Annotated in this window: 24 protein-coding genes and 1 pseudogene; 14 read left to right on the forward strand and 11 right to left on the reverse strand. The window is 70.7% G+C overall.

The genetic code is table 11. The features are described 5' to 3' along the window. Window positions 1–216 precede the first annotated feature (216 nt). The 5 genes from dnaK to ACIBCA_RS16100 all read left to right on the forward strand — a co-directional run bounded on the left by dnaK (window position 217) and on the right by ACIBCA_RS16100 (window position 5687). Entirely contained in the window at window positions 217–2061 is a 1845-nt protein-coding gene (gene dnaK, locus ACIBCA_RS16080) for a molecular chaperone DnaK (RefSeq protein ID WP_396283487.1), read from the forward strand. Beyond that, window positions 2058–2684, forward strand: coding sequence for a nucleotide exchange factor GrpE (gene grpE, locus ACIBCA_RS16085; RefSeq protein WP_396283488.1), 627 nt, complete (start codon window positions 2058–2060; stop codon window positions 2682–2684). Before dnaK ends, grpE begins: the two co-directional genes overlap by 4 nt. 142 nt (window positions 2685–2826) lie before the next feature. Then, window positions 2827–3984, forward strand: a complete 1158-nt coding sequence (gene dnaJ / locus ACIBCA_RS16090; protein WP_396283489.1) for a molecular chaperone DnaJ — start codon at window positions 2827–2829, stop codon at window positions 3982–3984. Between the two features lie 7 nt (window positions 3985–3991). Continuing rightward, window positions 3992–4516 carry a heat shock protein transcriptional repressor HspR gene (locus ACIBCA_RS16095; protein ID WP_396283490.1) on the forward strand — a complete coding sequence of 175 codons (525 nt, stop codon included), beginning with the start codon at window positions 3992–3994 and terminating at the stop codon, window positions 4514–4516. Window positions 4517–4697: 181 nt separating this feature from the next. Further along, the gene (locus ACIBCA_RS16100) at window positions 4698–5687 is read left to right on the forward strand and encodes a helix-turn-helix domain-containing protein (protein ID WP_396283491.1); all 990 of its coding nucleotides are present in this window, start codon (window positions 4698–4700) and stop codon (window positions 5685–5687) included. 24 nt (window positions 5688–5711) lie between these two features. On the opposite strand, the gene ACIBCA_RS16105 is transcribed toward ACIBCA_RS16100, so the two are convergent. Beyond that, the gene (locus ACIBCA_RS16105) at window positions 5712–5870 is read right to left on the reverse strand and encodes a hypothetical protein (RefSeq protein WP_396283492.1); all 159 of its coding nucleotides are present in this window, start codon (window positions 5868–5870) and stop codon (window positions 5712–5714) included. A gap of 336 nt (window positions 5871–6206) precedes the next feature. Between ACIBCA_RS16105 and ACIBCA_RS16110 the strand changes: the two genes are divergently transcribed. Continuing rightward, on the forward strand, window positions 6207–6815 hold the full coding sequence (locus ACIBCA_RS16110) for a hypothetical protein (RefSeq protein WP_396283493.1): 609 nt from the start codon (window positions 6207–6209) through the stop codon (window positions 6813–6815). Between the two features lie 6 nt (window positions 6816–6821). Here the strand turns inward: ACIBCA_RS16110 and ACIBCA_RS16115 are convergent, their stop codons facing one another. From ACIBCA_RS16115 to ACIBCA_RS16155, 9 genes are all read right to left on the reverse strand, one after another. After that, window positions 6822–7790, reverse strand: coding sequence for a winged helix-turn-helix transcriptional regulator (locus ACIBCA_RS16115; RefSeq protein WP_396283494.1), 969 nt, complete (start codon window positions 7788–7790; stop codon window positions 6822–6824). Next, window positions 7774–8736 carry a LuxR family transcriptional regulator gene (locus ACIBCA_RS16120; RefSeq protein WP_396283495.1) on the reverse strand — a complete coding sequence of 321 codons (963 nt, stop codon included), beginning with the start codon at window positions 8734–8736 and terminating at the stop codon, window positions 7774–7776. The genes ACIBCA_RS16115 and ACIBCA_RS16120 overlap by 17 nt, the downstream gene beginning before the upstream one ends. Further along, window positions 8729–9688: a LuxR C-terminal-related transcriptional regulator gene (locus tag ACIBCA_RS16125; RefSeq protein WP_396283496.1), complete on the reverse strand. Its 960-nt coding sequence runs from the start codon at window positions 9686–9688 to the stop codon at window positions 8729–8731. The genes ACIBCA_RS16120 and ACIBCA_RS16125 overlap by 8 nt, the downstream gene beginning before the upstream one ends. Then, window positions 9681–10640 carry a LuxR C-terminal-related transcriptional regulator gene (locus tag ACIBCA_RS16130; RefSeq protein ID WP_396283497.1) on the reverse strand — a complete coding sequence of 320 codons (960 nt, stop codon included), beginning with the start codon at window positions 10638–10640 and terminating at the stop codon, window positions 9681–9683. The genes ACIBCA_RS16125 and ACIBCA_RS16130 overlap by 8 nt, the downstream gene beginning before the upstream one ends. Beyond that, entirely contained in the window at window positions 10633–11592 is a 960-nt protein-coding gene (locus tag ACIBCA_RS16135; protein WP_396283498.1) for a LuxR C-terminal-related transcriptional regulator, read from the reverse strand. Before ACIBCA_RS16135 ends, ACIBCA_RS16130 begins: the two co-directional genes overlap by 8 nt. Then, window positions 11589–12560: a LuxR C-terminal-related transcriptional regulator gene (locus ACIBCA_RS16140; protein ID WP_396283499.1), complete on the reverse strand. Its 972-nt coding sequence runs from the start codon at window positions 12558–12560 to the stop codon at window positions 11589–11591. The genes ACIBCA_RS16135 and ACIBCA_RS16140 overlap by 4 nt, the downstream gene beginning before the upstream one ends. After that, window positions 12553–13497 carry a LuxR C-terminal-related transcriptional regulator gene (locus tag ACIBCA_RS16145; RefSeq protein ID WP_396283500.1) on the reverse strand — a complete coding sequence of 315 codons (945 nt, stop codon included), beginning with the start codon at window positions 13495–13497 and terminating at the stop codon, window positions 12553–12555. The genes ACIBCA_RS16140 and ACIBCA_RS16145 overlap by 8 nt, the downstream gene beginning before the upstream one ends. After that, window positions 13494–14513 carry a LuxR C-terminal-related transcriptional regulator gene (locus tag ACIBCA_RS16150; protein ID WP_396283501.1) on the reverse strand — a complete coding sequence of 340 codons (1020 nt, stop codon included), beginning with the start codon at window positions 14511–14513 and terminating at the stop codon, window positions 13494–13496. Before ACIBCA_RS16150 ends, ACIBCA_RS16145 begins: the two co-directional genes overlap by 4 nt. Before the next feature lie 677 nt (window positions 14514–15190). Further along, window positions 15191–16318 (reverse strand): TDT family transporter, encoded by a 1128-nt coding sequence (locus ACIBCA_RS16155; RefSeq protein WP_396283502.1) that lies wholly within the window; start codon window positions 16316–16318, stop codon window positions 15191–15193. A 70-nt stretch (window positions 16319–16388) separates the two neighbouring features. Between ACIBCA_RS16155 and ACIBCA_RS16160 the strand changes: the two genes are divergently transcribed. After that, window positions 16389–17318 carry a LysR family transcriptional regulator gene (locus ACIBCA_RS16160; RefSeq protein WP_396283503.1) on the forward strand — a complete coding sequence of 310 codons (930 nt, stop codon included), beginning with the start codon at window positions 16389–16391 and terminating at the stop codon, window positions 17316–17318. Between the two features lie 72 nt (window positions 17319–17390). Then, window positions 17391–20012, forward strand: a complete 2622-nt coding sequence (gene clpB, locus ACIBCA_RS16165) for an ATP-dependent chaperone ClpB (protein WP_396283504.1) — start codon at window positions 17391–17393, stop codon at window positions 20010–20012. A gap of 100 nt (window positions 20013–20112) precedes the next feature. On the opposite strand, the gene ACIBCA_RS16170 is transcribed toward clpB, so the two are convergent. After that, window positions 20113–20397 (reverse strand): helix-turn-helix domain-containing protein, encoded by a 285-nt coding sequence (locus ACIBCA_RS16170; protein WP_396283505.1) that lies wholly within the window; start codon window positions 20395–20397, stop codon window positions 20113–20115. A 413-nt stretch (window positions 20398–20810) separates the two neighbouring features. On the opposite strand from ACIBCA_RS16170, the gene ACIBCA_RS16175 reads away from it, so the two are divergent. The 6 genes and pseudogenes from ACIBCA_RS16175 to ACIBCA_RS16200 all read left to right on the forward strand — a co-directional run bounded on the left by ACIBCA_RS16175 (window position 20811) and on the right by ACIBCA_RS16200 (window position 26502). Beyond that, window positions 20811–21377: a YbjN domain-containing protein gene (locus ACIBCA_RS16175; RefSeq protein WP_396283506.1), complete on the forward strand. Its 567-nt coding sequence runs from the start codon at window positions 20811–20813 to the stop codon at window positions 21375–21377. Window positions 21378–21636: 259 nt separating this feature from the next. Continuing rightward, window positions 21637–22038, forward strand: coding sequence for a hypothetical protein (locus tag ACIBCA_RS16180; RefSeq protein ID WP_396283507.1), 402 nt, complete (start codon window positions 21637–21639; stop codon window positions 22036–22038). Between the two features lie 3 nt (window positions 22039–22041). Next, window positions 22042–23796 (forward strand): alpha/beta hydrolase, encoded by a 1755-nt coding sequence (locus ACIBCA_RS16185; protein WP_396283508.1) that lies wholly within the window; start codon window positions 22042–22044, stop codon window positions 23794–23796. A gap of 32 nt (window positions 23797–23828) precedes the next feature. Continuing rightward, window positions 23829–24359 (forward strand): hypothetical protein, encoded by a 531-nt coding sequence (locus tag ACIBCA_RS16190; protein WP_396283509.1) that lies wholly within the window; start codon window positions 23829–23831, stop codon window positions 24357–24359. Between the two features lie 89 nt (window positions 24360–24448). Then, window positions 24449–25207, forward strand: a pseudogene (locus ACIBCA_RS16195) (aminotransferase class I/II-fold pyridoxal phosphate-dependent enzyme); the annotation flags it as partial. A 134-nt stretch (window positions 25208–25341) separates the two neighbouring features. Continuing rightward, the gene (locus ACIBCA_RS16200) at window positions 25342–26502 is read left to right on the forward strand and encodes a pyridoxal phosphate-dependent aminotransferase (RefSeq protein ID WP_396283510.1); all 1161 of its coding nucleotides are present in this window, start codon (window positions 25342–25344) and stop codon (window positions 26500–26502) included. Window positions 26503–26529: the final 27 nt, after the last annotated feature.

Raw genomic sequence — 26529 nt, forward strand, 5'->3', positions numbered from 1 at the left:
CGACGGCCCGGACATTACCGGTAGGCAACAGTTCTCCAGAAGATTCCCAAGCTATGGCGGCAGTCACGCGAGTGCACCCGCGCCACGACGACGGCCGGGGCTGGAGATAAGGGCTCAGTAAAGTTGAGCGACCGGCACTCATACCTGTTGACGCCGCTCGTCGAGTCGTGCATCCTTGAGCCTGTAAAGCTCAACTCTTTCCTGGAGGTACCCACGATGGCACGCGCGGTCGGCATCGACCTCGGCACGACGAACTCGGTCGTCAGCGTTCTGGAGGGTGGCGAGCCCACCGTCATCACGAACGCCGAGGGCGCGCGGACCACGCCGTCCGTCGTCGCCTTCGCCAAGAACGGCGAAGTCCTGGTCGGCGAGGTGGCCAAGCGCCAGGCGGTCACCAACGTCGACCGGACCATCCGGTCGGTCAAGCGCCACATGGGCACCGACTGGAAGATCAACCTCGACGGCAAGGACTTCACGCCGCAGCAGATCTCGGCCTTCGTGCTGCAGAAGCTGAAGCGCGACGCCGAGGCGTACCTGGGCGAGACGGTCACCGACGCCGTCATCACCGTCCCGGCGTACTTCAACGACTCGGAGCGCCAGGCCACCAAGGAGGCCGGCGAGATCGCGGGCCTGAACGTCCTGCGCATCGTCAACGAGCCGACCGCGGCCGCCCTCGCGTACGGCCTCGACAAGGACGACCAGACCATCCTGGTCTTCGACCTCGGCGGCGGCACCTTCGACGTCTCCCTCCTGGAGATCGGCGACGGGGTCGTCGAGGTGAAGGCCACCAACGGTGACAACCACCTCGGTGGCGACGACTGGGACCAGCGCGTCGTCGACCACCTGGTCAAGGTCTTCCAGTCCGGCCACGGCGTCGACCTGTCCAAGGACAAGATGGCCCTGCAGCGTCTGCGCGAGGCCGCCGAGAAGGCCAAGATCGAGCTGTCCTCCTCCATGGAGACCTCGATCAACCTGCCGTACATCACGGCCTCCGCCGAGGGTCCGCTGCACCTGGACGAGAAGCTGACCCGCGCCCAGTTCCAGCAGCTGACCACGGACCTGCTCGAGCGCTGCAAGGTGCCGTTCAACAACGTCATCAAGGACGCCGGCATCGCGCTGTCCGAGATCGACCACGTCGTCCTCGTCGGCGGCTCGACCCGCATGCCGGCCGTCGCCGAGCTCGTCAAGGAGCTGACCGGCGGCAAGGACGCCAACAAGGGCGTCAACCCGGACGAGGTCGTCGCCATCGGCGCCTCGCTCCAGGCCGGTGTCCTCAAGGGCGAGGTCAAGGACGTCCTGCTGCTCGACGTCACCCCGCTGTCCCTCGGCATCGAGACCAAGGGCGGCATCATGACCAAGCTGATCGAGCGCAACACCACGATCCCGACCAAGCGCTCCGAGATCTTCACCACGGCCGAGGACAACCAGCCGTCCGTGCAGATCCAGGTCTACCAGGGCGAGCGCGACATCGCCGCGTACAACAAGAAGCTCGGGATGTTCGAGCTCACCGGCCTGCCGCCGGCGCCGCGCGGCCTGCCGCAGATCGAGGTCACCTTCGACATCGACGCCAACGGCATCATGCACGTCGGTGCCAAGGACCTCGGCACCGGCAAGGAGCAGAAGATGACCGTCACCGGCGGCTCCTCGCTGCCGAAGGACGAGGTCGACCGCATGCGCCGCGAGGCCGAGCAGTACGCCGAGGACGACCACAAGCGCCGCGAGGCCGTCGAGACGCGCAACTCCGCCGAGCAGCTCGTCTACTCGACCGAGAAGTTCATCGCCGACAACACCGAGAAGCTCCCGGCCGACGTCAAGACCGAGGTCGAGACCGCCATCGGCGAGCTCAAGGAAGCCCTCAAGGGCGAGGACATCGCGAAGATCCGCGAAGCCTCGGAGAAGGTCTCCACCACCGCGCAGAAGCTCGGCCAGGCGCTCTACGCCAACGCCGACGCCCCCGCCGGTGCGGCCGCGGCCGGCGACTCGGCCCAGGCCAAGGAAGACGACGTCGTCGACGCCGAGATCGTGGACGACGAGAAGCCCAAGGGCGGTGCGTCGGCATGACGGACAAGCCGCAGGGCGGCAAGCCCGGCGACGACTCCGCCGCCGAAGAGGCCGTCATCAAGGCCGCCGAGGAGGCCGCCGCGGCCGGTGCCGGCTCGGAGGGCGGCACCGACGAGCTGGCTGCCGCCAAGCGCGAGGCCGGAGAGCGCACCGCCGACCTCCAGCGCCTCCAGGCCGAGTACCAGAACTACCGCAAGCGGGTCGAGCGCGACCGGCTGACCGTCCGCGAGATCGCGATCTCCAACATCCTGGAGTCGCTGATCCCGGTCCTGGACGACATCGGCCGTGCCCGCGAGCACGGCGAGGTGACGGGCGGCTTCAAGTCCGTCGCCGAGTCCCTGGAGACGGTCGTCGCCAAGCTGGGCCTCCAGCAGTTCGGCAAGGAGGGCGAGCCCTTCGACCCGACCATGCACGAGGCGCTCATGCACAGCTACTCCTCGGACGTCACCGAGGACACCTGCGTGCAGATCCTCCAGCCCGGTTACCGCATCGGCGAGCGGATCATCCGCCCCGCCATGGTCGCCGTCGCGGAGCCCCAGCCGGGCACCCAGACGGCCTCCGCCCCGGACGCCGAGGCGAAGTCCGCCGACGCGGACAAGGCCGACGGTGACTCGGACAGCTGACCAACGGTGACAGCTGACAACCTGTGCGCTGCGGAGTCGTACGCCGGTAAGCCCGGCCGGCTCCGCAGCGCGCTGTCAACAGCCCTTTTCCACACGGCTGTTGACAGCACTGTGACGATGGACTCGGGAGGTGGCTCAAGCCGTGAGCGGTAAGGACTACGTGGAGAAGGACTACTACAAGGTCCTCGGCGTGCCCAAGGACGCCACCGCCACCGAGATCAAGAAGACCTACCGCAAGCTGGCCCGCGAGTTCCACCCCGACGCCAACAAGGGTGACGCCAAGGCCGAGGAGCGGTTCAAGGACATCTCCGAGGCGTACGACGTCCTCTCCGACGAGAAGCGCCGCAAGGAGTACGACGAGGCCCGCAGCCTCTTCGCCAACGGCGGCTTCCGGGCCGGCGGCGGCCCGGGCACCGGCAACTACAGCTTCGACTTCGGCGACCTGTTCAGCGGCACCCAGGGCGGCGGCGGCAGCGGCGGGATCGGCGACGTCTTCGGCGGCCTGTTCAACCGCACCGGCACCCGGCAGGCCCAGCCCCGGCGGGGCGCGGACGTCGAGACCGAGGTGACGCTCTCCTTCGAGGAGGCCGTCGACGGCGCGACCGTCCCCCTGCGGATGACCAGCCAGTCCCCCTGCCGGACCTGCAACGGCACCGGCGCCAAGGCCGGCACCACCCCGCGGGTCTGCCCCACCTGCGTCGGCGCCGGCACCGTCAGCCGCGGCCAGGGCGCCTTCGCGCTCTCCGAGCCCTGCAAGGACTGCCGCGGCCGGGGCATGATCGTCGACGACCCCTGCACCGACTGCCACGGCAGCGGCCGCGCCAGCTCCGCCCGCACCATGCAGGTGCGCATCCCCGCCGGCGTCCAGGCCGACCAGCGCATCCGACTCAAGGGCAAGGGCGCCCAGGGCGAACGCGGCGGACAGCCCGGCGACCTCTACGTCACCGTGCACGTCGACCCGCACGCCGTCTTCGGCCGCAAGGGCGACAACCTGACCGTCACCGTCCCGGTCACCTTCCCCGAGGCCACCCTCGGCGCCACCATCGAGGTGCCCACGCTCGGCGGCCCCGCCGTCAAGCTCAAGCTCCCGCCGGGCAGCGCCAACGGCCTCACCATGCGCGCCCGCGGCAAGGGCGCCACCCGCAAGGACGGCACCCGCGGCGACCTCCTCGTCACCATCGAGGTCGTGGTGCCGCAGAGCGTCACCGGAGACGCCCTGAACGCACTGGAGCAGTACCGCGAGGCCACCGCCTCCGACGACCCGCGAGCCGCCCTCTTCCGGGCGGCGAAGGGAGCGTGACGACCAGATGTCCCCGAATCCGATGACCCCCGACAGCGGCCCCATCGGCCCCGGCCTCGGCGAGGGCCTCCCCGGCGACGGCACGCGCCGCCGCCGCGCCCCGGCCGCGCCGCAGTACGTGCTCACGGAGGAGACTCCGGTGTACGTCATCTCCGTCGCCGCCGAACTGTCCGGCCTGCACCCGCAGACCCTGCGCCAGTACGACCGCCTCGGCCTCGTCAGCCCCGACCGCACCGCCGGACGCGGCCGCCGCTACTCCGCCCGCGACATCGAGCAGCTGCGCGAGGTCCAGCGCCTCTCCCAGGACGAGGGCATCAACCTGGCCGGCATCAAGCGGATCATCGAGCTGGAGAACCAGGTCACCGCCCTCCAGGCCCGGGTCACCGAACTCGTCGACTCCCTCGAAGGCGCGGCCACCGCCCTCCAGCAACGCGAGGCCGCCGTCCACGCCTCCTACCGCCGCGACCTGGTCCCCTACCAGCCGCCCAGCCCGCAATCCAGCGCCCTCGTCGTCTGGCGCCCCAAGCGCTGACCGAGCGCCCCCCTAGCCGCCGGTTCCCTCCTGTTCGGGGGGTGCCGGCGGCTGGTGTCTTGGTGAGAGAGTGCGGTTGCATTTCCTCTCCGGTGGGCTCACCAGATCTGGCATGCTGAAACTCGATTCAGCATGAGCGCTGATGAGGCACAGGGATCGCAGCAACGGCAAGGAGTCGCGGATGAGTGAACGAGAGCAGCCCCTTGCCGCTGGCACGACCGTCCTCTCAGCAGAAGCACGGGAGCTTTATCTCGCCGTCGTCCGAGGTGACGGCAAGCTTCCTCTCGGTTCCCTTGTCGACCGGAACGCTTCAGCACGGAATGAGCTGGTGCGTATTGGGCTTCTCGTAGCCGACAGCGATGATCCGAGTACATTCATTGCCACCGATCCCGCTCAGCTCTCGACAAGCCTCAGCCATTCCTGGCAACGTCAGGCGCTTGAGCTTCTGTCACGCGCCGTTTCTCTTCCCGCTGAAATGGAGGAGATCGCCCGGGAATTCCACACTCCGAAGCAACTCGGAGGCGCGATCGAGCACGTACAAGGGAAGGCCCTCATTCGGCAGCGAGTGCAGCAGTTCAGGAGCTCCAGACTGGAGGAGATCCTGGCACTCCAACCCGGTGGACCCCGCGAGCCAGAAACCCTCGCCGGAATGATCGAGCAAGATCTAGAGACGCTCCACAGCGGCACAAAGATTCGGACGATCTACCACGCCAGCACCCGATACCACCAACCCACCAGGGATTACGTGGCCACACTTGCCCGGGCAGGCGGACAGTATCGAACGCTTGACGAACCTTACACGCGTCTCATCGTCATGGACCGGCGTGTAGCCGTAATTCCGATCGTCGAAGACATGAGCCTCGCGGCCTTCATCTATGACCCGGCCGTTGTCGACTATCTTGCGGAGGAGGTTTTCGATCGATGCTGGAGCAGAGCACTGGAATTTGAGGGAGATCGCACAGTTCCGCAGCAGGTAGTGTCTCGCTTGCGTCAAACAATCATTGAGCAGATGCTCGAGGGCACCAATCACCGGGTTATCGCGCGACGCCTGGGCATCAGCGAACGGACGCTAGCAAGACATATTGCCGAGATGCGAGACGACTACAAGGTCGACTCGCTCTTCCAGCTCGGGTACGTCATAGGGCGAAAAGTGCAGGAGCCTGCCGAGTGAGTCACACGCCCACATGGCCGTGCTTCACTGCCAGGAGGTGTCGTCCGCAATGCTCACAGCAGCCTGCACGACAGTCGTGCCATGCGGGTTGGCAGCATTCGCAAGGGAGTTGACGCCAAGCACCGCAGCGGTGACGGCCAGCGACAGTATGAATATGCGGGCAAATCGGCGCATGTCAGTCACGCCCCACTCTCTCCCTCGGGAATCACCAGCTAGAAGCGTCAAGCAGGATAACGGCTCACATGGTGTTACGCGAGGGGGAGGGTTCCACCTACTCCTGCCTACGGGGAGTGCGTCATCTCTCTGCCAGTCATCCGGATGACAGGGGCCAACGCTGGACGGGGCACGGCGCCCCGATGGACGATCAGTTCGCTCCCAATGGTGAAAGCAGAGCGCCACACTCTGCCAATGTACCGTCAAATTAGCTAGACGGTTCAACCAACGGGAACACAACCGAGCAGTCCGAATCCCCGTCCCGCCGACGCTCGCTCCCCCGGTCGGCAGTCCCCCGGAGTCGACATGACCGAGCCCTACCTGCGTCACCACGACAGCCAGGCCCCTGAGGGCCGTCGTGCACGTGTGTTCCTGGCCGCGCCGCTGATGCGGCTGACCGGGCCCGCCGACAGTGTGGTCACGCTCGCCAGCCGGACGCGGCTGACGACGCTGCGCACCACTCTCCTTCGCAGCGGTGCCGCCGTGTACAGCGCGCACCACAGTGACGCCTGGACCGTCGCCGGCCGTGCGCCGGAGCCCCGGGTCCCGTCCGACTTCCGGGCGCTGCAGTCCGCGGACCTCGTGTTCGCGTACGTCGGCGCACCGCTGTCGGCCGGGGTGAGCCTGGAGCTGGGATGGGCGTCGGCGCTGCGGAAGCCGATCGTCCTCCTCGTCGACGAGGCCATCACCCACAACCCGCTGATCGCCACCATCGAGCAGGTCGCCCCCGTCCTGCCGCTCGTCTTCGACGACACCTGGTCGCAGGAGGCGCTCAACCACACCGTCGAGACCGCCCTGGACTGGGCCGGGATGGCGCTCTCGCTCCGCGAGGGCTTCTGGACCGCGCCCGGCGAGCAGTTCGCCGTCCCCCGGCAGCAGCAGGGCTACTGGCCGACCGGCGCCGCGACCGGCTGAGCGGAGTCACCTCCCGGACTCCCCCGTCGTCCGGGCTCCCCGCATCCGCCAACCGAGCTGGAACAGCGTCTCCGCGTCGTAGAGCTCACGCAGCCGGGCGATGTGAGCGGCCACCGTCCGTTCGCTCAGCCCCAGTCGAGTGGCGATCGCCCGCTGCGTGAGCCCCTGCCCCAGGAGGCGGCCCACCTGCTCGTGCACGGCCGGCGTGGTCGGGCCGGCGGCGAGCGCCTCCCAGTCCACGATCTGCGCCCGCTGCCACTGCTGCTCGAACACGCCGACCAGGTACCCGACCAGCGCCGGATCCTCCACCACGGCGGCCACCGAGTTGTCGGCAGCCGCCGAAACCAGGGCGATCGCCCGGTCGAAGATCAGCGTCCTGGTGAACGGCCCCTCCAGAATCCTGATCGGGGACCCCATCCGAGTCGATTCCCGGGCGAGCTCGACGGTGTGCGGGTCCCCGCAGACGGACGGTTCGAAGATGGTTCTCTCCACGCCGCCCGCCTCGATGTAGCTGCGACTCCACACCAGGGTGTCCGCGGTGTGGTGGGGCGGCCGGGGCCCGCCCGGCTGGGCGGCCATCGACTCGTGCGGGTAGTCCTTGGCGATCTGCGACAGCAGGTGACGGATCTCCCCCTTGCCCGACACCCGCTGTATTCCCCCCGCCGATTCCGTGCGGCGCGGGGCCGTGTCGTACGCCTGGGCCAGGTCGTCGAGGAGGTCCGGGACGAGCGCCGCCCGGGCGAGCAGCCGGGCGCTCTCCTCGCGCAGCTCCGACCCGATCCGCTCACCGACCGCCCTGGGGTTCACCGCGCTGTACGAGCCGTCCGCGATCCGCAGCACCAGCAGGCCGAGGTCCGAGAGCTGCTTGACCGCCGGTTCGTCCTCCGGGCGGATCTCGCCGAGCCGGGCACGTCCGCCCTGATGGAGGATCGCCCGGTAGAGCTCGCGGGCGGCGGCGTCAGGAAGCTGCGTCACGTTCGGTCCTCTGCATCTGCCAGCCGAGCTGGAACAGTGTCTCCGCGTCGTACAGTTCGCGCAGCCGGGCGATGTGGCCGGCGACGGTGCGTTCGCTGAGGCCGAGGCGGGTGGCGACCGCCTTGTGGGTGAGGCCCCGGGCGAGGAGCGTGGACACCTGCTCATGCGCGGGCTCGACCGAACCGGCGGCGAGTGCAGCCCAGTTGACGCCTTCGGCCTGCTGCCAGTGCAGGTCGAAGGCACGGGACAGGAAGGCGACCACCGCAGGATCGTCGATGAAGGCTGCGGTGGTGTTGTCCGAGGAAGCGGGAACGACGGCGACCTTGCGGCCGAAGACCATCATCCGGGTGAAAGGTCCTGGCAGGACCCGGTAGACGGCACCCAACTCGGTGCAGCGGGAGGCGAAGAGAATCGTCTCCGAATCGCGTAGCGCCGATTCGTCATAGATCGTCCGTATGGTGCCTCCGCGTTCGCGGTACCGCCGGTTCGCGGAGAAGCCGTCGTCCATGTTTGCGGGAGGGCGGTATCCGGGTTGCATCGAAAAAGCCTCGTGTGGGTGGTCGATCAGGAGCTGCTCGATCCGGTGCTGGATCTGGGGCATCCCGGCGACATACTCCACCCCGGAGAAGGGTTTGGGATGACGGCGCGGGGCCGCGTCGTACGCCTGGGTGAGGTCGTCCAGCAGCCTGGGCACACGGCCGGCCCGGTTGATCAACCGTGCTCCCTCCTCCCGGAGTTCCGTACCGATCCGCTCACCGACCATGCGCGGGTTGACGGCCGAGTATGTGCCGTCCGCAGTGCGCAGAACGAGAAGTCCGATCTCCACGAGCCGAGCAACCGCCCCCTCCTGCTCCAGGCGAATCTCGTCCACACGGAGACGACCGCCCCCGTGCAGGAGCCGCTGGTAGAACTCGGCGGCGACGGCGTCGATCAGCGGCTCAGGCATCGCGAACGCTCCGCATCTGCCAGCCCAGTTGGAAGAGAGTCTCCGCGTCGTACGTCTCCCGCAGCCGGGCGATGTAGCCCGCGACCGTGCGCTCGCTCAGGCCCAACCGGGTGGCGACCACCTTCTGGGTGAGGCCCTGGGCCAGCAGGCGGCCGACCTGGTCCTGGGTCGCCGAGTCGGTCGAACCTGCCGCGAGGGCCGCCCAGTTGACGCCTTCCGCCTGGCGCCAGTGCAGCTCGAAGTCACTGGCCAGGAAGTCCACCACGGCTGGGTCCTCCACGAAGGCCGCGCTGCTGTTGTCCGGATCGGCGGGGATGACGGCGACGGCGCGCCCGAAGATCATCAGCCGGGTGAACGGGATGGGCAGCACCCGGAACACGGCGCCGAGTTCCGTGCAGCGGGCCGCGAAGGAGACCGTCGCCTGGTCCAGGCGGGCGGACGCCTCGTAGATCGTCCGCATGGCGCCACCGTGTTCGAGGTGCCGCCGGTTGAACTCGAGTGCGTCCTCGAAGGACTCGGGCGGACGGGCGCCGCCGGGCTGCATCGTCAGGGCCTCGTCCGGATGGTCGTTGAAGATCTGGGCGATCCGGTGCCGGATCTGCGGCAGCCCGGTGACGTACTCCACTCCGGAGGACGGCTTCGGACGGCTGCGCGGGGCCTCGTCGTACGCCTGAGTGAGACCGTCCAGCATCCTGGGCACCTGCGCCGCCCGGGTGATCATCTCGGCACCGCGTTCGCGGAGTTCGTTGCCGAGGCGCTCGCTGACCGTCCGGGGGTTCACCGCGCTGTACGCACCGTCGGCGGCGCTGAACACCAGCAGGCCGAAGTCGGCGAGCTGCTTGACCACCGGTTCCTCGGCGGGGCCGATCTCGCCGAGGTGAATGCGCCCGCCCTCGCCCAGGATCGTGCGGTAGAGCTCGCGAGCCGCGTCGTCGAGGAGGGTGTCAGGCACCTCGGGCCCCCTTCATCTGCCAGCCGAGCTGGAACAACGTCTCCGCGTCGTACAGTTCACGCAATCGGGCGATATGGCCTGCGACCGTACGCTCGCTCACGCCCAGGCGGGTGGCGATCCCCTTCTGGGCGAGGCCCTGGGCCAGGAGGTCGCCAACCTGGTCCTGGATCAGCGAATCGGTCGGTCCGGCGGCCAGTGCCGCCCAGTTGACCCCCTCGGCCCGCTGCCAGTGCAGCTCGAAATCGCGGACCAGGAAGTCGACCACAGCCGCTTCCTCCACGAACGCCGCAACGCTGTGGTCCCAGGCGGCGGGGACGACGGCAATCGCTCGACCGAAGATCATCAGCCGGGTGAACGTCAAGGGCAGCACCCTGAAGGACGCGCCGAGTTCGGTGCAGTCGGCGACGAAAGCGACCGTTGCCGGATCGAGCCGGGCGGACGCCTCGTAGATCGTGCGCAGCGAGCCGCCGCGGTCCAGGAACCGCCGGTTGGCCTCAGAGGCGTGCGCCAGCTGATCGGGCGGGCGCGGGCCGCCGGGCTGCATCAGGAGACTTTCGCTGGGGTGGTCGTTCACGATCTGCTCGATGCGGTGCCGGATCTCGAACTTCCCGGCCACGTACTCCACTCCCGAGGAGGCGTTCACGGGACTCCGTGGGGCGGCGTCATAGGCTTTGACCAGATCGTCCAGCAACGTGGGGACGAACGCGGCCTGGGCGACCAATCTGGCCCCCTCCTCCAGGAGTTCGCCGCTGATCCGCTCACTCACCGCCCGGGGGTTGACCGCCGTGTAGGCGGCGTCCAGTGCCCGGGGGACGAGCAGGCCAAGCTCCACGAGCTGTTCGACCGCCGGCTCGTCCACCGGGTGGATGTCGGTCAGGCGGAGGCGGCCGCCGTCCCGGAGGACAGTGCGGTAGAGCTCGCGGGCCGCGTCGTCGAGGAGGGTGTCAGGCACCTCGTGCCCCCTTCATCTGCCAGCCGAGCTGGAAGAGGGTCTCGGCGTCGTAGAGCTCGCGGAGGCGGGCGATGTGGGCGGCGACGGTGCGTTCGCTCAGGCCGAGGCGGGTGGCGATGGCGCGTTGGGTGAGGCCCTGGGCGAGGAGGGGGCCGACCTGTTCGGGGGTGGCGGGGTCGGTGGGGGTGTCGGCGAGGGCGGACCAGTTGACGCCTTCGGCGAGGCGCCAGTAGTTCTCGAAGACCTCGGTGAGGAAGGCGACGGTGGCCGGGTCCTCGACGAAGGCGGCGGCGTCGGCTCCGGCGGGGATGACGGCCACGGTGCGGTCGAAGACCATCATCTTGGGGAGGGCGAACGGCGCGACGCGGATGTGGCAGCCGAGTTCGGTGAGGCGGGCGGCGAGCTGGACGGTGCCGGGGTCGAGGCGGGCGCCGGACTCGTAGAGGGTGCGGATGGAGCCGCCGAGGCCGAGGAAGCGGCGGGAGTGGTCGAGGATGTCGTCGGCCGCGCCGGGCGGGCGGGCGCCGCCGGGTTGGACGGAGAGGGCCTCGTGGAGGAGTTCCTCGGAGAGCTGGGAGATCCGGTGGCGGATGTTCTCGGAGCCCTCGACGATGTGGGTGGAGCCGGTGCAGGCGTGGTCGCGGGGCGCGGAGTCGTAGGCGGCGGTGAGGTCGCCGAGGAGGTCGGGCAGTTCCTCGGCCTGCCGCAGCAGCCGGGTGCCGGCGGCGCGTAGGTCGGCGCCGATGCGGGCGGTGACGGAGCGCGGGTTGACGGCGCTGAGCGAGCCGTCGGAGACGTACGGCTTCAGCAGGCCGAGGTCCAGCAGGGACTGGACGGTCGCGGCGTCCTCGGGCGGGATGTCGGCGATCCGGATGCGGCCGCCGGTGTGCAGGATCCGCCGGTAGAGGGCCCGGGCGGGGGCGTCGGGCAGGGTGAAGCCTCGGTCGGTCATGACTGGTCCCCTCGCATCTGCCAGCCGAGTTGGAACAGGGTCTCGGCGTCGTGCTGTTCCCGCAGGCGGGCGATGTGGCCGGCGACGGTGCGTTCGCTGAGGCCGAGGCGGGTGGCGATGGCGCGCTGGGTGAGGCCCTGGGCGAGGAGGCGGCCGGTCTGGTCGTGGACGGTGGGGTCCGCGGAACCCGCGGCAAGGGCAGACCAGTTGACGCCTTCGGCCTGCTGCCAGTGGGTCTCGAAGGTGGAGACCACGAAGGCGACCATCGAGGGGTCGTCCACGACGGCGGCGCTCCGGTAGTCGGGGGCGGCGGGGATGACGGCCACCGTGAGGTCGAAGACCAGGAAGCGCTGAAAGGGCGCGGCCAGGACGCGGGTGGTGCAGCCGAGGCCGGCGACCTCGGCGGCGAAGCGGACGGTGGCCGGGTCCAGTCTGGCGGAGGGTTCGTACAACGTGCGTAGGGTGCCGCCGCGTTGGTGGATGCGACGGGCGCGGTCGAGGGAGTCGGGGAGGAGTTCGGCGGGACGGGGGCCGCCGGGCTGGGCGGTGAGGCCGCCCTTGGGGTACTCCTCGCTCAGCTGCGAGATCTCGTGCCGGATCTCCTCCACACCGGTGATGTAGCGCACGCCGGCCGTTCCGGGGCGCCGCTTGGGGGTGGCGTCGTAGGCACGGGTGAGTTCGCCCATCAGTTCGGGGAGCCGGTCGGCCTCTGTGAGGAGCCGGACGCCCTCGCCGCGCAGATCGGCGCCGATCCGCTCGGTGGTGGCCCGGGGGTCGACGGCACTGTAGGAGGCGTCCTGCAACCTGGGAACGAGCAGGCCGAGTTCGACGAGCCGTTGGAGGGCCGGCTCGTCGGCGGCGGAGACCTCGGCGGCGCGCACCAGCCCGCCCTCACGCAGGACGGCCAGGTAGAGCGCCCGCGCGGCGGTGTCCGGGAGGACGGCGGCGAGCGAGGGGGACTCAGGCATCGCCGGCCCCGCGCATCTGCCAGCCGAGGTGGAAGAGGGTCTGGGCGCCGTAGCGCTCGCGCAGCCGGGAGATGTGGGCGGCGACGGTGCGTTCGCTCAGGCCCAGCCGGACGGCGACCACGCGCTGGGTGAGGCCCCGGGCGAGCAGGCGGCCGACGCGGACGGTGGTGGGGTGCGGCGGGCCGAGGTGGCCTTCGGCGGGGGTGGCGCGGGTCCAGTCCCGTTCGAAGCGGGTGATCAGGAAGGAGATGGTGGCGGGGTCGGTGAGGACGACGGCGCTGTTGCTGCCCTCGCCGGCGGGGATGACGGCGGTCGACCGGTCGAAGAGCATCATCCGCGCGTACGGTTCGGCGAGGACGCGGATCTGGGCACCCGCTCCCGTGCGCAGGGAGATCTGCTCCAGCACCGGGCGTTCGGTGGCGGCGACGGGCTGGTACAGCGTGCGCATGGTGCAGCCCCGCCGCAGCAGGGCGAGGTCCCGGGGCAGGTGCGAGCGCATGGCCTCGACGGGGCGCGGTCCGGGCTGGGCGGAGAGGAACTCCTCGCGGCAGTCGGCGATGAGGCCCGCGATGCGGCCGCGGACGGCGTCGTCGCCGTCGAGGTGGACGGAGCGGACGGCGGGGGCGGCGTTCCCCGGGCCCGGGGGCTGGGCGCTGTCGTAGGCCAGGGCGAGCGGGGCGAGGCCGTCGGGGAGGTGTTCGGCGCGCTGGAGGAGCCGGGTGGCGCGGGTGCGCAGTTCGCCGCCGAGGCGGTCGCCGAGGGCGCGCGGGCTGGCGGCGGTCCAGCCGCTGGTGGTGGGTGCGAGCAGGCCGCGGGCGACGAGGGCGGCCAGGGTGGGGCGGTCCTCGGGGGCGAGGTCCTCGGGGCGCAGGCGTCCGCCGCGACGGACGGCGGCGAGGTAGAGGGCGCTCTCGGCCGGGCCGGGTCCGTCGGTCATCGCGGGCCTCCCCGCTCGGGGTCCGTGGAGTCGCGCGAGCCTCTCATCAGCCAGCCGAGCTGGAAGAGGGTCTGGGCGCCGTACCGGTCGCGCAGCCGGGAGATGTGCGCGGCGACGGTGCGCTCGCTCAGGCCCAGCCGGGTGGCGACGGCCTTCTGGGTGAGGCCCCGGACGAGGAGGCGGCCGACCCGGTCGGGGACGGCCGGGGAGGGCCCGTGGCCGAGGGCGGCGGCGGCTTCGGCGGGGTCGGCGCGGACCCAGTCCCGTTCGAAGGCGCCGACGAAGAAGGAGACGGCGGCCTGGTCGCTGATGAAGGCGGCCACGTTGTCGTCGTCCTCGACCGGGACGACGGCGACGGCGCGGTCGAGGATGATCAGCCGGGGGAAGGGCTCGTCCAGGACGCGCAGCTGCGAGCCGTGCCGGGTGACCTCCTCGGCGTAGGCGAGGGCGGCGGGTTCGGTGAGCGCGACGGGCTGGTAGATGGTGCGCAGTTCGCAGCCGCGCTGGAGCAGCCGGACGTCCTGGAGGCGGGCCACGCGCAGGGATTCGCTGGGCCGCCGGCCGGGCTGGGCGGTGAGGACCTCGGTGCGGCAGTCCGAGACGAGTTGGGCGATCCGCTGCCGGATGTGGACGTGCCCCTCGACGTAGACGGCCTCGCCGGGGCGGCCGGGCCGCTCGGCCATCTCGTCGTAGGCGCGGGTGAGGCCGTCGAGCGCGTGCGGGAGGCTCTCGGCGCGGACGAGCAACCGGGTGGCCTCGCTGCGCAGTTCGGCGCCGAGCCGGTCGCTGACGGAGCGTGGGCTGACCGCGGTGTAGCCGTCGTCGAGGGCGTTGGGGCTGAGCAGGCCGAGGTCGAGGAGCTGGCGCAGCGCGGTCTGGTCGGCGTCCTGGGCCGCGGTGGCGCTGATGCGGCCGCCTTCGGCGAGCACGTCGTAGTAGAGCTGCCGGGCGGCCTCGTCGGGCTCGTCCCCCTCGGGCCCCTGGTGGTGCGGCGCGACCGCCGGTTCCGCCGTCACGTCGCACACTCCCTGCCGGACGCCTCTCCCCTGGTGCCGCCCCCGTTCGTTTCGGTCGGCGGTGCCGTCGACGGGAGGTGCCCGTCGACGATGGTCTTCCGCCGGCGGGAGCGTCCGAGACCGAGGTGCGTCTGCGGCCCGGCCCGCCGGGTGTGATCACGGTACCGGGCTGAGGGCGGACCCCCGGGCCCGGGTGCCGTCGCACACCGGGACCCCCGGGGGCCGCCATCACCACGCCAGGCCAAGGCGCTTCCTTCGAGGTGGAGCAGCAACACCTCGATGGCTCCGGGCTCCGGGTCCATCACCACACATGGACCCGGGCCGGCGCTCTTCCCCCCCGTTCCACCGGCACGGGACGATGCACCGGTGGTCAGTTCCGAAGAGCAAGCGGCCACCGTCGGGCTGCGGTTGCCCGGTCGGCTTGGCGTGACTCCACTTTCACAGTGTGACGGCCGGTGAACAAGTGCCCCTCGAGTGCATGTTCGCGCAATTGCAGTTATCTGCACGCGGAGGCGCCCGGAACCGTCCGGTCGGCCGGTTGGATTCGGGCGAAGAGGGGCCCGGTGAAGGGATGTTGACGCTCCGCATCGGCGCAGCCGATTGGCCGTTCACGGTCATTCATGCAGCTTCGGGTTCCTGCAATCGGACTCGCCCGACAGGCCCCGGGGGCATACCCCTCAGCGGGCCAGCAGCCGGCCGCGGGCGAGGCCGGAGACCGTACCGGAGGCCGCCGCCACCCAGGCGGCGAGGAGCAGCACGTACAGCCCGGTGGCGAGCGCGGTGAAGCCGCCGAATCCGGTGTGCCGGGCGAGCGCGGAGGCGCCGGTGACGCAGGTGCCGACGGGGAAGGTGTAGGCCCACCAGGTCATCGCGAAGGGCATCCCGGCGCGGCGGGCGCGTAGGTTGGCGGTGGCCGCGACGGCCAGCCAGAGCATCGCGACGGCGATCACCGCGACGCCGTACAGCTCGGCGAGGGCCGCCATGGCGGGCGCCAGCGCGGGCAGCACCGGGCGGGCGGCGTCGGAGAGCTGGTGGACGGCGGTGACGGACTGGCCGAGCGGCCCGAGCACCAGGAACAGCGAGGGGGTGAGCACCAGGGCGGGCAGTTTGCTGTGGAACAGCCCGGTGAACACCACCGGCAGCATCACCAGCGTGGCCAGCAGCCCGATCCCGAACAGCCCCCAGCAGCCGTACAGCATGGCCTCCTGCGCCCACCCGGCCGGCAGGTTCGGGACGAGCACCGGGCCGCAGGCCGAGGCGACCAGCGGGGCGACCACGGGCAGCAGCCAGGTCGGGTTGGCCTCCAGGGCGGAGACCGGGTGCCGGGTGATCATCAGGTACGGGATGCCGGCGGCCACCGCCAGCGCGTACAGGGTGCCGAGGCTCCAGAGCACCGCGTCGAGGGCGAGCGCCGGGCCGGTGCCGATGACCCGGGAGCCGACCAGCATCGTGCCCAGGCCCACCGAGAGCAGGGCCATCGGCGGGCAGCCGTAGAAGACGGCGACGGCCGGGCGGTCCAGCAGCTGGGCGGCGGCCTCCCCCCGGTGCCGGGTGAGGTGGACGGTCCGGGCCGCGACCAGCACCAGCAGGGCCGCCAGGGCGAGCGCCCACATCGCCTCGCCGAAGCCGATCAGCCCGGGCACCCGTACGGGCAGGGCGGCGGCGCCGTTGGCCACGATCGCGGTGCCCATGACGGCGGCGTACCAGTTGGGGCCGAGCTGGGCGAGGTCGAAGCGACCGCGCAGGCCGACGCGGCCGGCGAGGCGGAGGGGCAGGCGGAGCGGGTGCGCGGCCGAAGTGGACATGCCTCCACCCTCGCCGCCGGGCCCCGGCGCCGGTAGCGCCCGGGGCTCTATGACGACATAGCCTGGCTCTATGTCCCTCTCCCCGCACGTCCCCGAACTCGGCGCCCTGGAACTCCTGCTCGCCGTCGCCCGCCTGGGCAGCGTCGGCCGGGCGGCCACCGAGCTCGGGGTGAGCCAGCCGACCGCCAGCGCCCGGATCAAGGGCATGGAGCGCCAGATCGGCGTCCCCCTGCTGGACCGCTCCCCGCGTGGCTCCACGCCGACGGAGGCGGGCCGGCTGGTGGTCGAGTGGGCCCGGCAGGTGGTGGAGGCCGCGCAGGCGCTGGACGCCGGGATCGACGCGCTGCGGGAGCGGCGGGACGCCAAGCTGCGGGTCGTCGCCAGCCTGACCGTCGCCGAGTACCTGATGCCCGGCTGGCTGCTCGCCCTGGCCGAGGTCAGCCCGGGGACGGCGGTGACGCTGCGGACGGCCAACTCGGCGAGGGTCGCCGAGCACGTGCTGGCCGGGAACGCCGACCTCGGCTTCATCGAGAGCCCGGCCATCCCGGCGGGCCTGGCCGGGACGGCGGTGGCGGCCGACTCCCTGGTGGTCGTGGTCGCCCCCGGCCACCCGTGGGCGCGGCGGCGCACCCCGCTCACCGGGCCGGAGCTGGCCGCCACCCCGCTGGTGCTGCGCGAGCCGGGCTCGGGCACCCGGGAGGTGCTGGAGGCGGCGCTGGCGCCGTACGGGGGCGCGGCGCCGCCCCGGATGGAGCTGGCCTCGTCCACGGCGCTCAAGGCGGCGGCGATGACGGGCGCCGGGCCGGTCTGCCTGAGCGAGCTGGTGGTGACGGAGGAGCTGGCCACCCGCCGGCTGGTCGCCGTGCCGCTGACGGACGGGCTGGACCTGCGGCGCCCGCTGCGCGCGGTGTGGCCGCTGGGGCAGCGGCCGGGCGGGCCGGCCCGGGAGCTGCTGTCGCTGACCCGCGGCAGCCGGCGGAGCCCGTCGGCCCAAAGTTGAGCGGAATAGACTCAAGGTAGTGCATGCTGTACGTGGCAAGTGAGTGAAGGACGACGAGGAGGCCCCCCAGCAGTGGACGCCAGCAAGTTCACCACCAAGACGCAGGACGCCCTGTCCGCCGCGATCCGGCAGGCCGGCTCGGCCGGCAATCCGGACGTCAAGCCGGTGCACATCCTGATCGCCCTGCTGGAACAGCCCGAGGGCATCGCCCGGCCCCTCCTGGAGGCGGTCGGCGCGGACGTCTCCCGGATCGACGCCGAGGCGCGCCGCCGGCTGACGGCCCTGCCCAGCGCGATGGGCTCCACCGTCGCCGCGCCCCAGCTCGCCCGGGACACCCTCGCGGTGCTCACCGAGGCCGGAAAGCGCGCCGACGACCTGGACGACCAGTACGTCTCCACCGAGCACCTGATGGTCGGCCTGGCGGCCGAGGGCGGCGCGGCCGCCGAGCTGCTGGTGCAGCAGGGCGCCACGCCCAAGGCGCTGCTCGCCGCCTTCAAGGACGTGCGCGGCAGCGGCAAGGTCACCTCGCCCGACCCCGAGGGCACCTACAAGGCCCTGGAGAAGTTCGGCACCGACCTCACCCAGGCCGCCCGGGACGGCAAGCTCGACCCCGTGATCGGCCGCGACCACGAGATCCGCCGCGTGATCCAGGTGCTCTCCCGCCGCACCAAGAACAACCCGGTGCTGATCGGCGAGCCCGGCGTCGGCAAGACGGCCGTCGTCGAGGGCCTGGCCCAGCGCATCGTCGCCGGGGACGTCCCGGAGTCGCTGCGCGGCAAGCGGCTGGTCGCGCTGGACCTCGGCGCGATGGTCGCGGGCGCCAAGTACCGCGGCGAGTTCGAGGAGCGGCTCAAGGCCGTCCTGAACGACATCAAGGCCTCCGACGGCCAGGTCGTCACCTTCATCGACGAGCTGCACACCATGGTCGGCGCGGGCGCCGGCGGGGACTCCGCGATGGACGCCGGCAACATGCTCAAGCCGATGCTGGCCCGCGGCGAGCTGCGGATGGTCGGCGCCACCACGCTCGACGAGTACCGCGAGCGCATCGAGAAGGACCCGGCCCTGGAGCGCCGCTTCCAGCAGGTGCTGGTCGGCGAGCCCAGCGTCGAGGACTCGATCGCCATCCTGCGCGGCCTCAAGGGCCGGTACGAGGCGCACCACAAGGTGCAGATCGCGGACGCCGCCCTGGTCGCCGCCGCCACCCTGTCCAACCGCTACATCACCTCCCGCTTCCTGCCCGACAAGGCGATCGACCTGGTCGACGAGGCGGCCTCCCGGCTGCGGATGGAGATCGACTCCTCCCCCGTCGAGATCGACGAACTCCAGCGCTCCGTCGACCGGTTGCGCATGGAGGAGCTCGCCCTGGAGAAGGAGTCCGACCCGGCCTCCGTCGACCGCTTGGCCCGGCTGCGGCGCGATCTCGCCGACCGGAACGAGCAGTTGAGCGTGCTGACGGCGCGCTGGGAGCAGGAGAAGAAGAGCCTCAACCACGTCGGCGAGCTCAAGGAGCGCCTCGACGACCTGCACGGCGCCCTCGAACGCGCCCAGCGCGACGGGGACTTCGAGCGGGCGTCCAAGCTGATGTACGCCGAGATCCCGGCCGCCGAGCAGGAGCTCACCGAGGCCCAGGAGCGCGCCGCGGACCAGGATGCGACGGCCTCGATGGTCAAGGAGGAGGTCGGCCCGGACGACGTGGCCGACGTGGTCTCCTCCTGGACGGGCATCCCGGCCGGCCGTCTCCTGGAGGGCGAAAGCGCCAAACTCCTGCGCATGGAGGAGGAGTTGGGCCAGCGCCTGATCGGCCAGAGCGAGGCAGTCCAGGCCGTCTCGGACGCGGTGCGCCGCACCCGGTCCGGCATCGCCGACCCCGACCGCCCGACCGGCTCCTTCCTGTTCCTCGGCCCCACCGGCGTCGGCAAGACCGAACTCGCCAAGGCCCTCGCCGACTTCCTCTTCGACGACGAGCGGGCGATGATCCGCATCGACATGAGCGAGTACGGCGAGAAGCACTCCGTCTCCCGGCTCGTCGGCGCCCCGCCCGGGTACATCGGCTACGAGGAGGGCGGCCAGCTCACCGAGGCCGTCCGCCGCCGCCCGTACAGCGTGGTGCTGCTCGACGAGGTGGAGAAGGCCCACCCCGAGGTCTTCGACGTGCTGCTCCAGGTGCTCGACGACGGCCGGCTCACCGACGGCCAGGGCCGGACGGTGGACTTCCGCAACACGATCCTGATCCTCACCTCCAACCTGGGTTCGCATGCTTTCAATGAACCGAGCCTGGTCGACTCGGCCAACCCGGAGGAGAAGAAGAAGGCCCTGGTCATGGACTCCGTCCGGGCCGCGTTCAAGCCGGAGTTCCTCAACCGGCTCGACGACATCGTCGTCTTCGACCCGCTGGGCACCGCCGAGCTGAGCCGCATCGTCGACCTCCAGATCGCCCGCCTCGGCGAGCGGCTGCGCGAGCGGCGCCTCACCCTGGACGTCTCCGCGGCCGCCCGCGACTGGCTGGCCCTCACCGGGTACGACCCGGCGTACGGGGCCCGGCCGCTGCGCCGGCTGGTGCAGTCCGCGATCGGCGACCAGCTGGCCCGGGAGATCCTCTCCGGCCGGGTGCACGACGGGGACACCGTCCTGGTCGAGCGGGACGAGGCGGGCGACCGCCTCACCGTCCGCAGCCGCGGGCCGCTCGAGAAGTAGCCGGGGTCGCACCCCTCGGTACGGGCCGTCGCCCCCTGCTCCACGCAGGGGCGGCGGCCCGTACGGCTGTCACCGCCTCGGCGCCGCGCTGCGACCTTCTCTAGTCCGCCATCACGCTGGGCTCGCGCCTGCGGGTGCGGTCCCGCCAGCTGCGGGCCAGGCGGTGCAGCTCGGCGCCCTGGGAGTCCGGCAGGTTCCAGGTCTGGGTGAGCAGCCGCAGCGTGGAGACCCTGGGACAGGACACCCCCCGCTCCAGGTCGCGGATCGAGCGGACGCTCAACCCCGAAGCCTCCCCCAGCTGTTCCTGCGTCATGCCCCGGTCCAGCCGTATGCCCCGCAGCAGCGCCCCCAGCGATACCCCCTCATCGACCACCGGCCTGTCCACGTCACTTCCCCCTTGTGTAGGTGCTTCTCAACTCGCCCTTGCGAAACGGGTGTTACCGACAGCGAGTTCCGTCGCACGCTAACCGCATCCGAATCGCTCGGCAGGCGAACCGTCGGGTCCGAAGCGTGACGTGGCTCACCCCCACCGGGGTGCGCACCCCGATGGGCACCCAGCGTGACCGATTCCGCCCCGAACACCCGGAACGCCCCCGCCCACGCGCCCCCGATCACGCCCCGATCGCATCCTGATCGCACCCCGACGGCGCCCCGAAGACCCCCCGCGCCGGCCCGCGCGCGAAGATCGACGCGAGCCCGGTGGCCCCTGTGAGGAGGGCCCCGAATGAGGCAGGATGGGAGGTGGAAAGGGCGGCCTCTCATTGCCGGCCACCACGTGCACTGAGGAAGAGGACCCCCATGAGCATCGACCCGTCGTCCATCCCGTCCTTCGGCCTGCCCCAGGGCGGCGGCCAGCCCGGTGGCCAGGGTGGGGGGCCGGCCGGCCCGCCGCCGATCATCGTCCCGGACCAGAACCTGGTGACCCAGCTCCTCGACCAGATGCAGCTCAAGCACGTCGTGGACGAGGAGGGCGACCTCACCGCCCCCTGGGACGGCTTCCGGGTCTACTACATGTTCCGCGGCGACCAGAAGGAGCTCTTCGCGGTCCGCTCCTTCTACGACCGCTCGTACCCGCTGGAGCAGAAGGGCGAGATCCTCGACCTGATCGACGAGTGGAACCGCGAGACCCTCTGGCCGAAGATCTACACCCACACCCACGAGGACGGCGTCGTCCGTCTGATCGGTGAGGCCCAGATGATCGTCGGCACCGGCGTCAACCTCGACTACTTCGTCACCACCACCGCCAACTGGACCCAGGCCGCGGTCGGCTTCGAGCAGTGGATCGTCGAGCGCCTCGGCCTGCAGAAGGACATCGAGGGCGAGAACGGCGAGGACGGCTCCTCCGAGGGCACCGAGGAGTCCTGAGCCTCCCGCCCCCGCGCGCAACGGCCCGCCACCGCGATCGACGCGGCGGCGGGCCGTTCGCCGTCGGCGATGCACTCACCGACGAGGTCTACGAACACCCCTGGAAGGTCGGCTGAGTCAAGCCCTGCTCGCCTACCTGTAAGTCGTTGCCAGCGCCCGATCCACCGATCGCAGCAAGGAGCAACTGATTACTATCCGACAGTAATCATTTCCGGGGGGCGGCGGCTACGGGCGACGCCCCGACCGCGGGGGGGAACACATGCCGGATCCTGATCTGTCGTTGGAGCTCAAGGTCAAACCAGCCGAGTTGGACGGCTGCGGGCAGAGCGCCCAGCACATCGGTGGCCTCATACCGGGCGAGACCTCGAAGATCACCGAGCCGTGCAACCAAGCCGCCGGCGGTCTGAAGGGCTGGCTCACCGCCACCGCCATACGGAACTGCGGGACGAACTGGAAGACGCTGCTGGACAAACTAGGCGGCGACATGGGCGACGTCGGTACCAAGCTCGCCGCATCGGCCACCTACTACCGCCGGGTCGAGAAGGACATCCACACGAGCATGAAGAACCCGGCTGCCCCAATCCCGGACGAGCCGGACCCCTTCGGAACGACCGTCGTCCTGGGCCCCGTGAAGCCCTCCAGCGCGAAGGCGGCCGAGTAACCGATGGACATCAAGACCCTTCACGACGCCGACATCATCGGCATCACCACCGCGAAGACCGCCTTCGACACCCTGGCCACCGCTTTCGTTCAGCACAAGGACAACTGGCAGAGCGAGGTCATCAACAGGCTGAACCGCTCCCAGTGGACGGGCACCGCCGCCGGCCACGCCCAGACCCGGATCCAGCTCCTGGAGAACGAGCTCCAGGCCGCCCAGCAGGAGATCGGACTGGTCAGCAAGGCCCTGCAGGACGCCTACGACGGCTTCGCCGCCGCCCAGTCACACCTGATCAGCGCCCTCGACGACGCCAAGACCCACAAACTGACCGTGGCCGCAGACGGCGGGATCACCTGGGACAAGGACCCGAACTCCGCGAACTTCGCCGGCGCGGACGCCGAGAACCAGGCCAAGCTGATCCAGGCCCGGATCACCGCCGCACTCAACGAGGCCGACCACGCGGACAAGGCCATCAGCGCGCGGCTCGGCCACCTGGCCACCAACGCGAGCGACGGCACCGCCCTGGACTCCGCCACCGCGAAGGCCGACACGGATGCCGCGAACGCCCTCCAGCAGATCCCCGCCGCCGGCACCGACCCGAAGAACGTCAAGGACTGGTGGAACAGCCTGACCGATGCTCAGCAGCAGCGGTTGATCCTCAACCACCCGGACCAGCTCGGCAATCTCGACGGCATCCCCGCCGCCGCCCGCGACCAGGCCAACCGGACCAACCTGAAGAACCTGATCCAGGACCGTAAGCGCCAGATCGCCGACCTCGGCCCCGAGCCGGATCTGTACCTGGGGTCCATCAAGGGCGAGCCCGCCACGAATCCCGAGCACGAGAAGTGGAAAGCGAAGCGCGACGCCCTGCAGGAGAAGATCGACGGCTTCCAGTCCATTCAGGACCGGCTCGACGGGAAGAAGGACGGTGGTCTGGGCGGGCCGAACTCCGACCCGCCGCTGCTGTTGCTGGGGATCGGTGATCAGGGGCAGGGCCGTGCGATCGTGTCCTGGGGTGACCCGGACAAGGCGCGCAACGTCTCGTCCCTGGTGCCCGGGCTGAACAGCACCATGGCGGGCGTCGGAGGCGGCGACGCCATGACGGCGAAGCGCATCTACGATTCCGCGGTGAGCAGCGCGACGACGAACGGTGACGCACCGAGCGTCGCGTCCGTGTTCTGGCTGGGGTACGACGCCCCGCAGTTGGACGGCCCCTCGGTGCTCACCGAGGACCGGGCGGTCGCGGGTGGGGCTGACTACAACAAGTTCCTCGCCGGGCTCCGAACCACCCATGAGGGGGAGCCGGCGCATGTGACCGCTCAGGGGCACAGTTACGGATCCTTGGTGGTCGGACAGGCGACGCAGCACCCAGGTGGGTTGGCCGCTGACGACATCGTCCTGGTCGGCAGCCCTGGTACCGGGGTGGACAAGGCGTCGCAACTCGGGGTCGGCGCTGATCACGTGTACGTCGGTGCCGCCAAGAACGACCCCGTGGCCAACGCGCCGAGTCCCGGGATGCTCGGCGGCTTGGGCGAATTGATCTATGAGCAGATCAATCACCCGGGCAAGCAGGGCTGGTTCGGCACGGACCCGGCCAGCGGGGACTTCGGCGGGCAGCGCTTCTCGGTGGCGGACGGGACCACCACCGACTCCCACGACAACTACTTCGGGAAGCACGGCGCGGGCGGCGACTCGCTCCCCAACGTCGGGAAGATCGTGAGCGGCCACGGGAACACGATCACCCGGCAGGACCCGCGGTGAGGGTCGCGGTACGGCGCATGACCGTGCCAGGGGTGCTGCTGGCCCTCCTGGTCGGCTGGTTCGTCTGGCCGGAGCCCGAGAAGGAACCCACCGTGCCGGTCGAGCAGGCACAGCATCGGATCGAGGGCGAACTCGCCGATGTCGGTGGGGTCTTCCACCCGGGGCTCCAGTGGGTCGAGACGAAGTTCGAGAGCAACCCCGACCTGACCGGGTTCTGCGGAACGTCCGGGTGCAGGAAGACGGGTCGCACGGAGATGATCGCCAAACAGGCGGCCCGGGTCCGGATCGCCCCCGAGCACCGTCAGGAGCCGCTCGACCTCGTCCAGGCGCTCTGGACGGGAAAGGGCTACTCGGTCGAGCGCAACAAGGGCGCGGTGGAAGTGAGGGGCTCGGGGTTCACCCTCTGGTTCGCCGTAGGTATGAACGGTTGCGCCGAGATCCGAGCCACCCTGACCGATGTCACCGACACCACCGATACCAACGGCAACGGCGGGTTCATCCATGGACCGCTGAACTACGCCGCCCAATGCGCGACGCTCGACGACCCATACTGGTCGAGCTGACGCACGAGTCGGGCCGGGCCGGCGGGCGCGCATGCTTGTCCGCCGCCCGCCAGAAGATAGCCCCCATGACGAGCTGTGAGGAGCCTGTGATGAGCGCGAGGCCGCTGCTGAACCGCCGACTGGCCGGGATGGGCACGACGATCTTCGCCGAGATGTCGGCGCTGGCCACGGCGACCGGTTCGATCAACCTCGGGCAGGGCTTCCCCGACACAGATGGGCCCGAGGAGGTCCGCGAGGCGGCCGTACGGGCCCTGCGCGAGGGCCATGGCAATCAGTACCCGCCCGGCCCCGGCATCCCCGAGCTGCGGCAGGCCATCGCCGAGCACCAGCAGCGCTTCCACGGCCTGACCTACGACCCCGACACCGAGGTGCTGGTCACCGCCGGCGCCACCGAGGCCATCGCCGCCACCCTGCTCGCCCTACTCGAGCCCGGCGACGAGGTGATCGCCTTCGAGCCCTTCTACGACTCCTACGCCGCCTGCATCGCCATGGCCGGCGCCACCCGCGTCCCGCTCACGCTCCGGGCCCCGGCCTTCCGGCCCGACCTGGACGAGCTGCGCGCCCTGATCACCCCGCGCACCCGCCTCCTGCTGATCAACACCCCGCACAACCCCACCGGCACCGTCCTCACCGCCGACGAGCTCGCCGCCATCGCCGAACTCGCCGTCGAGCACGACCTCCTGGTGGTCACCGACGAGGTCTACGAGCACTTGGTCTTCGGCGCCGCCGCGCACCACCCCATCGCCGCCCTGCCGGGTATGCGCAAACGCACCGTCACCATCTCCTCGGCCGGCAAGACCTTCTCCTTCACCGGCTGGAAGGTCGGCTGGGTCAAGCCCTGTTCGCCTACCTATTTGTTGGTGAGCTGAGGGCGAACATCGGCCGTAGCCCGTCCGGCCCTACCGCCCTTACCGGGTGGCGGACTTGTCTCCGGTTCCTGCCGCGCCAGAAGATGAGCGGACACAATCTCCGAGGAGCTGGCATGGGCGCGAGGCCGCTGTTGAACCGCAGGTTGTCCGGGCTGGGCACAACGATCTTCGCCGAGATGTCCGCCCTGGCGACGGCCACCGGCTCGATCAACCTCGGCCAAGGGTTCCCCGACACCGATGGGCCGCGCGAGATCGCCCAAGCCGCCGCCGACGCCGTGCTGACCGGTAAGGGCAACCAGTACCCGCCCGGCCCTGGCATCCCCGAGCTGCGGCAGGCCATCGCCGAGCACCAGCAGCGCTTCCATGGCCTGAGCTACGACCCGGACACCGAGGTTCTGGTCACCGCCGGCGCCACCGAGGCCATCGCCGCCGCCCTGTTGGCCCTGCTGGAGCCCGGCGACGAGGTGATCGCGTTCGAGCCGTTCTATGACTCCTACGCCGCCTGCATCGCCATGGCCGGCGCCACCCGTGTCCCGCTCACCCTCCGCGCGCCCTCCTTCCGCCCCGACCTGGACGAGCTCCGGGCGCTGATCACCCCGCGCACCCGGCTGCTGCTGATCAACTCGCCGCACAACCCCACCGGCCTCGTCCTCACCCCCGGTGAGCTCACCACCATCGCCGAGCTCGCCATCGAGCACGACCTGCTGGTCGTCACCGATGAGGTGTACGAGCACCTCGTGTTCGCCACCGGCCACCACCCGATCGCCGCCCTGCCGGGCATGCGCGAGCGCACCGTCTCCATCTCATCGGCTGGTAAGACCTTCTCGTTCACCGGTTGGAAGGTTGGATGGGTAACGGCCAGCTCAGCCCTGATTTCGGCGGTCCGCACGGCCAAGCAGTACCTCACCTACGTCAGCGCGGGCCCGTTCCAGTACGCCGTCGCCGAGGCCCTCCGGCTCCCCGACAGCTACTTCGACTCGTTCCGCGCCGACCTGCTCCGCAAGCGCGATCTGCTCGCAGGCGGCCTTGCGTCAGCCGGTTTCCAGGTCTTCCACCCGGAGGGCACGTACTTCATCACCACCGACATCACCCCGCTCGGCGAGAAGGACGGCCTGGAGTTCTGCCGTTCCCTCCCCGAGCGCTGCGGCGTCGTCGCCATCCCCAACGTCGTCTTCTACGACAACACCGAGGCCGGTCGATCCCTCGTCCGCTTCACTTTCTGCAAGCGCGATGATGTGATCACCGAAGCTGTGGCCCGGCTCCAGCAGCTCTGACGGGTGCTGGTGAGGCCGCCCAAGGGC

The sequence above is a fragment of the Kitasatospora sp. NPDC051170 genome (assembly GCF_044455705.1).
In the GTDB taxonomy this organism is placed as follows: domain Bacteria; phylum Actinomycetota; class Actinomycetes; order Streptomycetales; family Streptomycetaceae; genus Kitasatospora.

Excerpts from the sequence above, each read along its gene's own strand:
- dnaK (WP_396283487.1), top strand. The coding sequence starts at position 217 with ATGGCACGCGCGGTCGGCATCGACCTCGGCACGACGAACTCGGTCGTC.
- grpE (WP_396283488.1), top strand. The coding sequence starts at position 2,058 with ATGACGGACAAGCCGCAGGGCGGCAAGCCCGGCGACGACTCCGCCGCC.
- ACIBCA_RS16095 (WP_396283490.1), top strand. The coding sequence starts at position 3,992 with ATGTCCCCGAATCCGATGACCCCCGACAGCGGCCCCATCGGCCCCGGC.
- ACIBCA_RS16100 (WP_396283491.1), top strand. The coding sequence starts at position 4,698 with ATGAGTGAACGAGAGCAGCCCCTTGCCGCTGGCACGACCGTCCTCTCA.
- ACIBCA_RS16110 (WP_396283493.1), top strand. The coding sequence starts at position 6,207 with ATGACCGAGCCCTACCTGCGTCACCACGACAGCCAGGCCCCTGAGGGC.
- ACIBCA_RS16120 (WP_396283495.1), bottom strand. The coding sequence starts at position 8,736 with ATGCCTGAGCCGCTGATCGACGCCGTCGCCGCCGAGTTCTACCAGCGG.
- ACIBCA_RS16135 (WP_396283498.1), bottom strand. The coding sequence starts at position 11,592 with ATGACCGACCGAGGCTTCACCCTGCCCGACGCCCCCGCCCGGGCCCTC.
- ACIBCA_RS16140 (WP_396283499.1), bottom strand. The coding sequence starts at position 12,560 with ATGCCTGAGTCCCCCTCGCTCGCCGCCGTCCTCCCGGACACCGCCGCG.
- ACIBCA_RS16145 (WP_396283500.1), bottom strand. The coding sequence starts at position 13,497 with ATGACCGACGGACCCGGCCCGGCCGAGAGCGCCCTCTACCTCGCCGCC.
- ACIBCA_RS16155 (WP_396283502.1), bottom strand. The coding sequence starts at position 16,318 with ATGTCCACTTCGGCCGCGCACCCGCTCCGCCTGCCCCTCCGCCTCGCC.
- ACIBCA_RS16160 (WP_396283503.1), top strand. The coding sequence starts at position 16,389 with ATGTCCCTCTCCCCGCACGTCCCCGAACTCGGCGCCCTGGAACTCCTG.
- ACIBCA_RS16175 (WP_396283506.1), top strand. The coding sequence starts at position 20,811 with ATGAGCATCGACCCGTCGTCCATCCCGTCCTTCGGCCTGCCCCAGGGC.
- ACIBCA_RS16180 (WP_396283507.1), top strand. The coding sequence starts at position 21,637 with ATGCCGGATCCTGATCTGTCGTTGGAGCTCAAGGTCAAACCAGCCGAG.
- ACIBCA_RS16185 (WP_396283508.1), top strand. The coding sequence starts at position 22,042 with ATGGACATCAAGACCCTTCACGACGCCGACATCATCGGCATCACCACC.
- ACIBCA_RS16200 (WP_396283510.1), top strand. The coding sequence starts at position 25,342 with ATGGGCGCGAGGCCGCTGTTGAACCGCAGGTTGTCCGGGCTGGGCACA.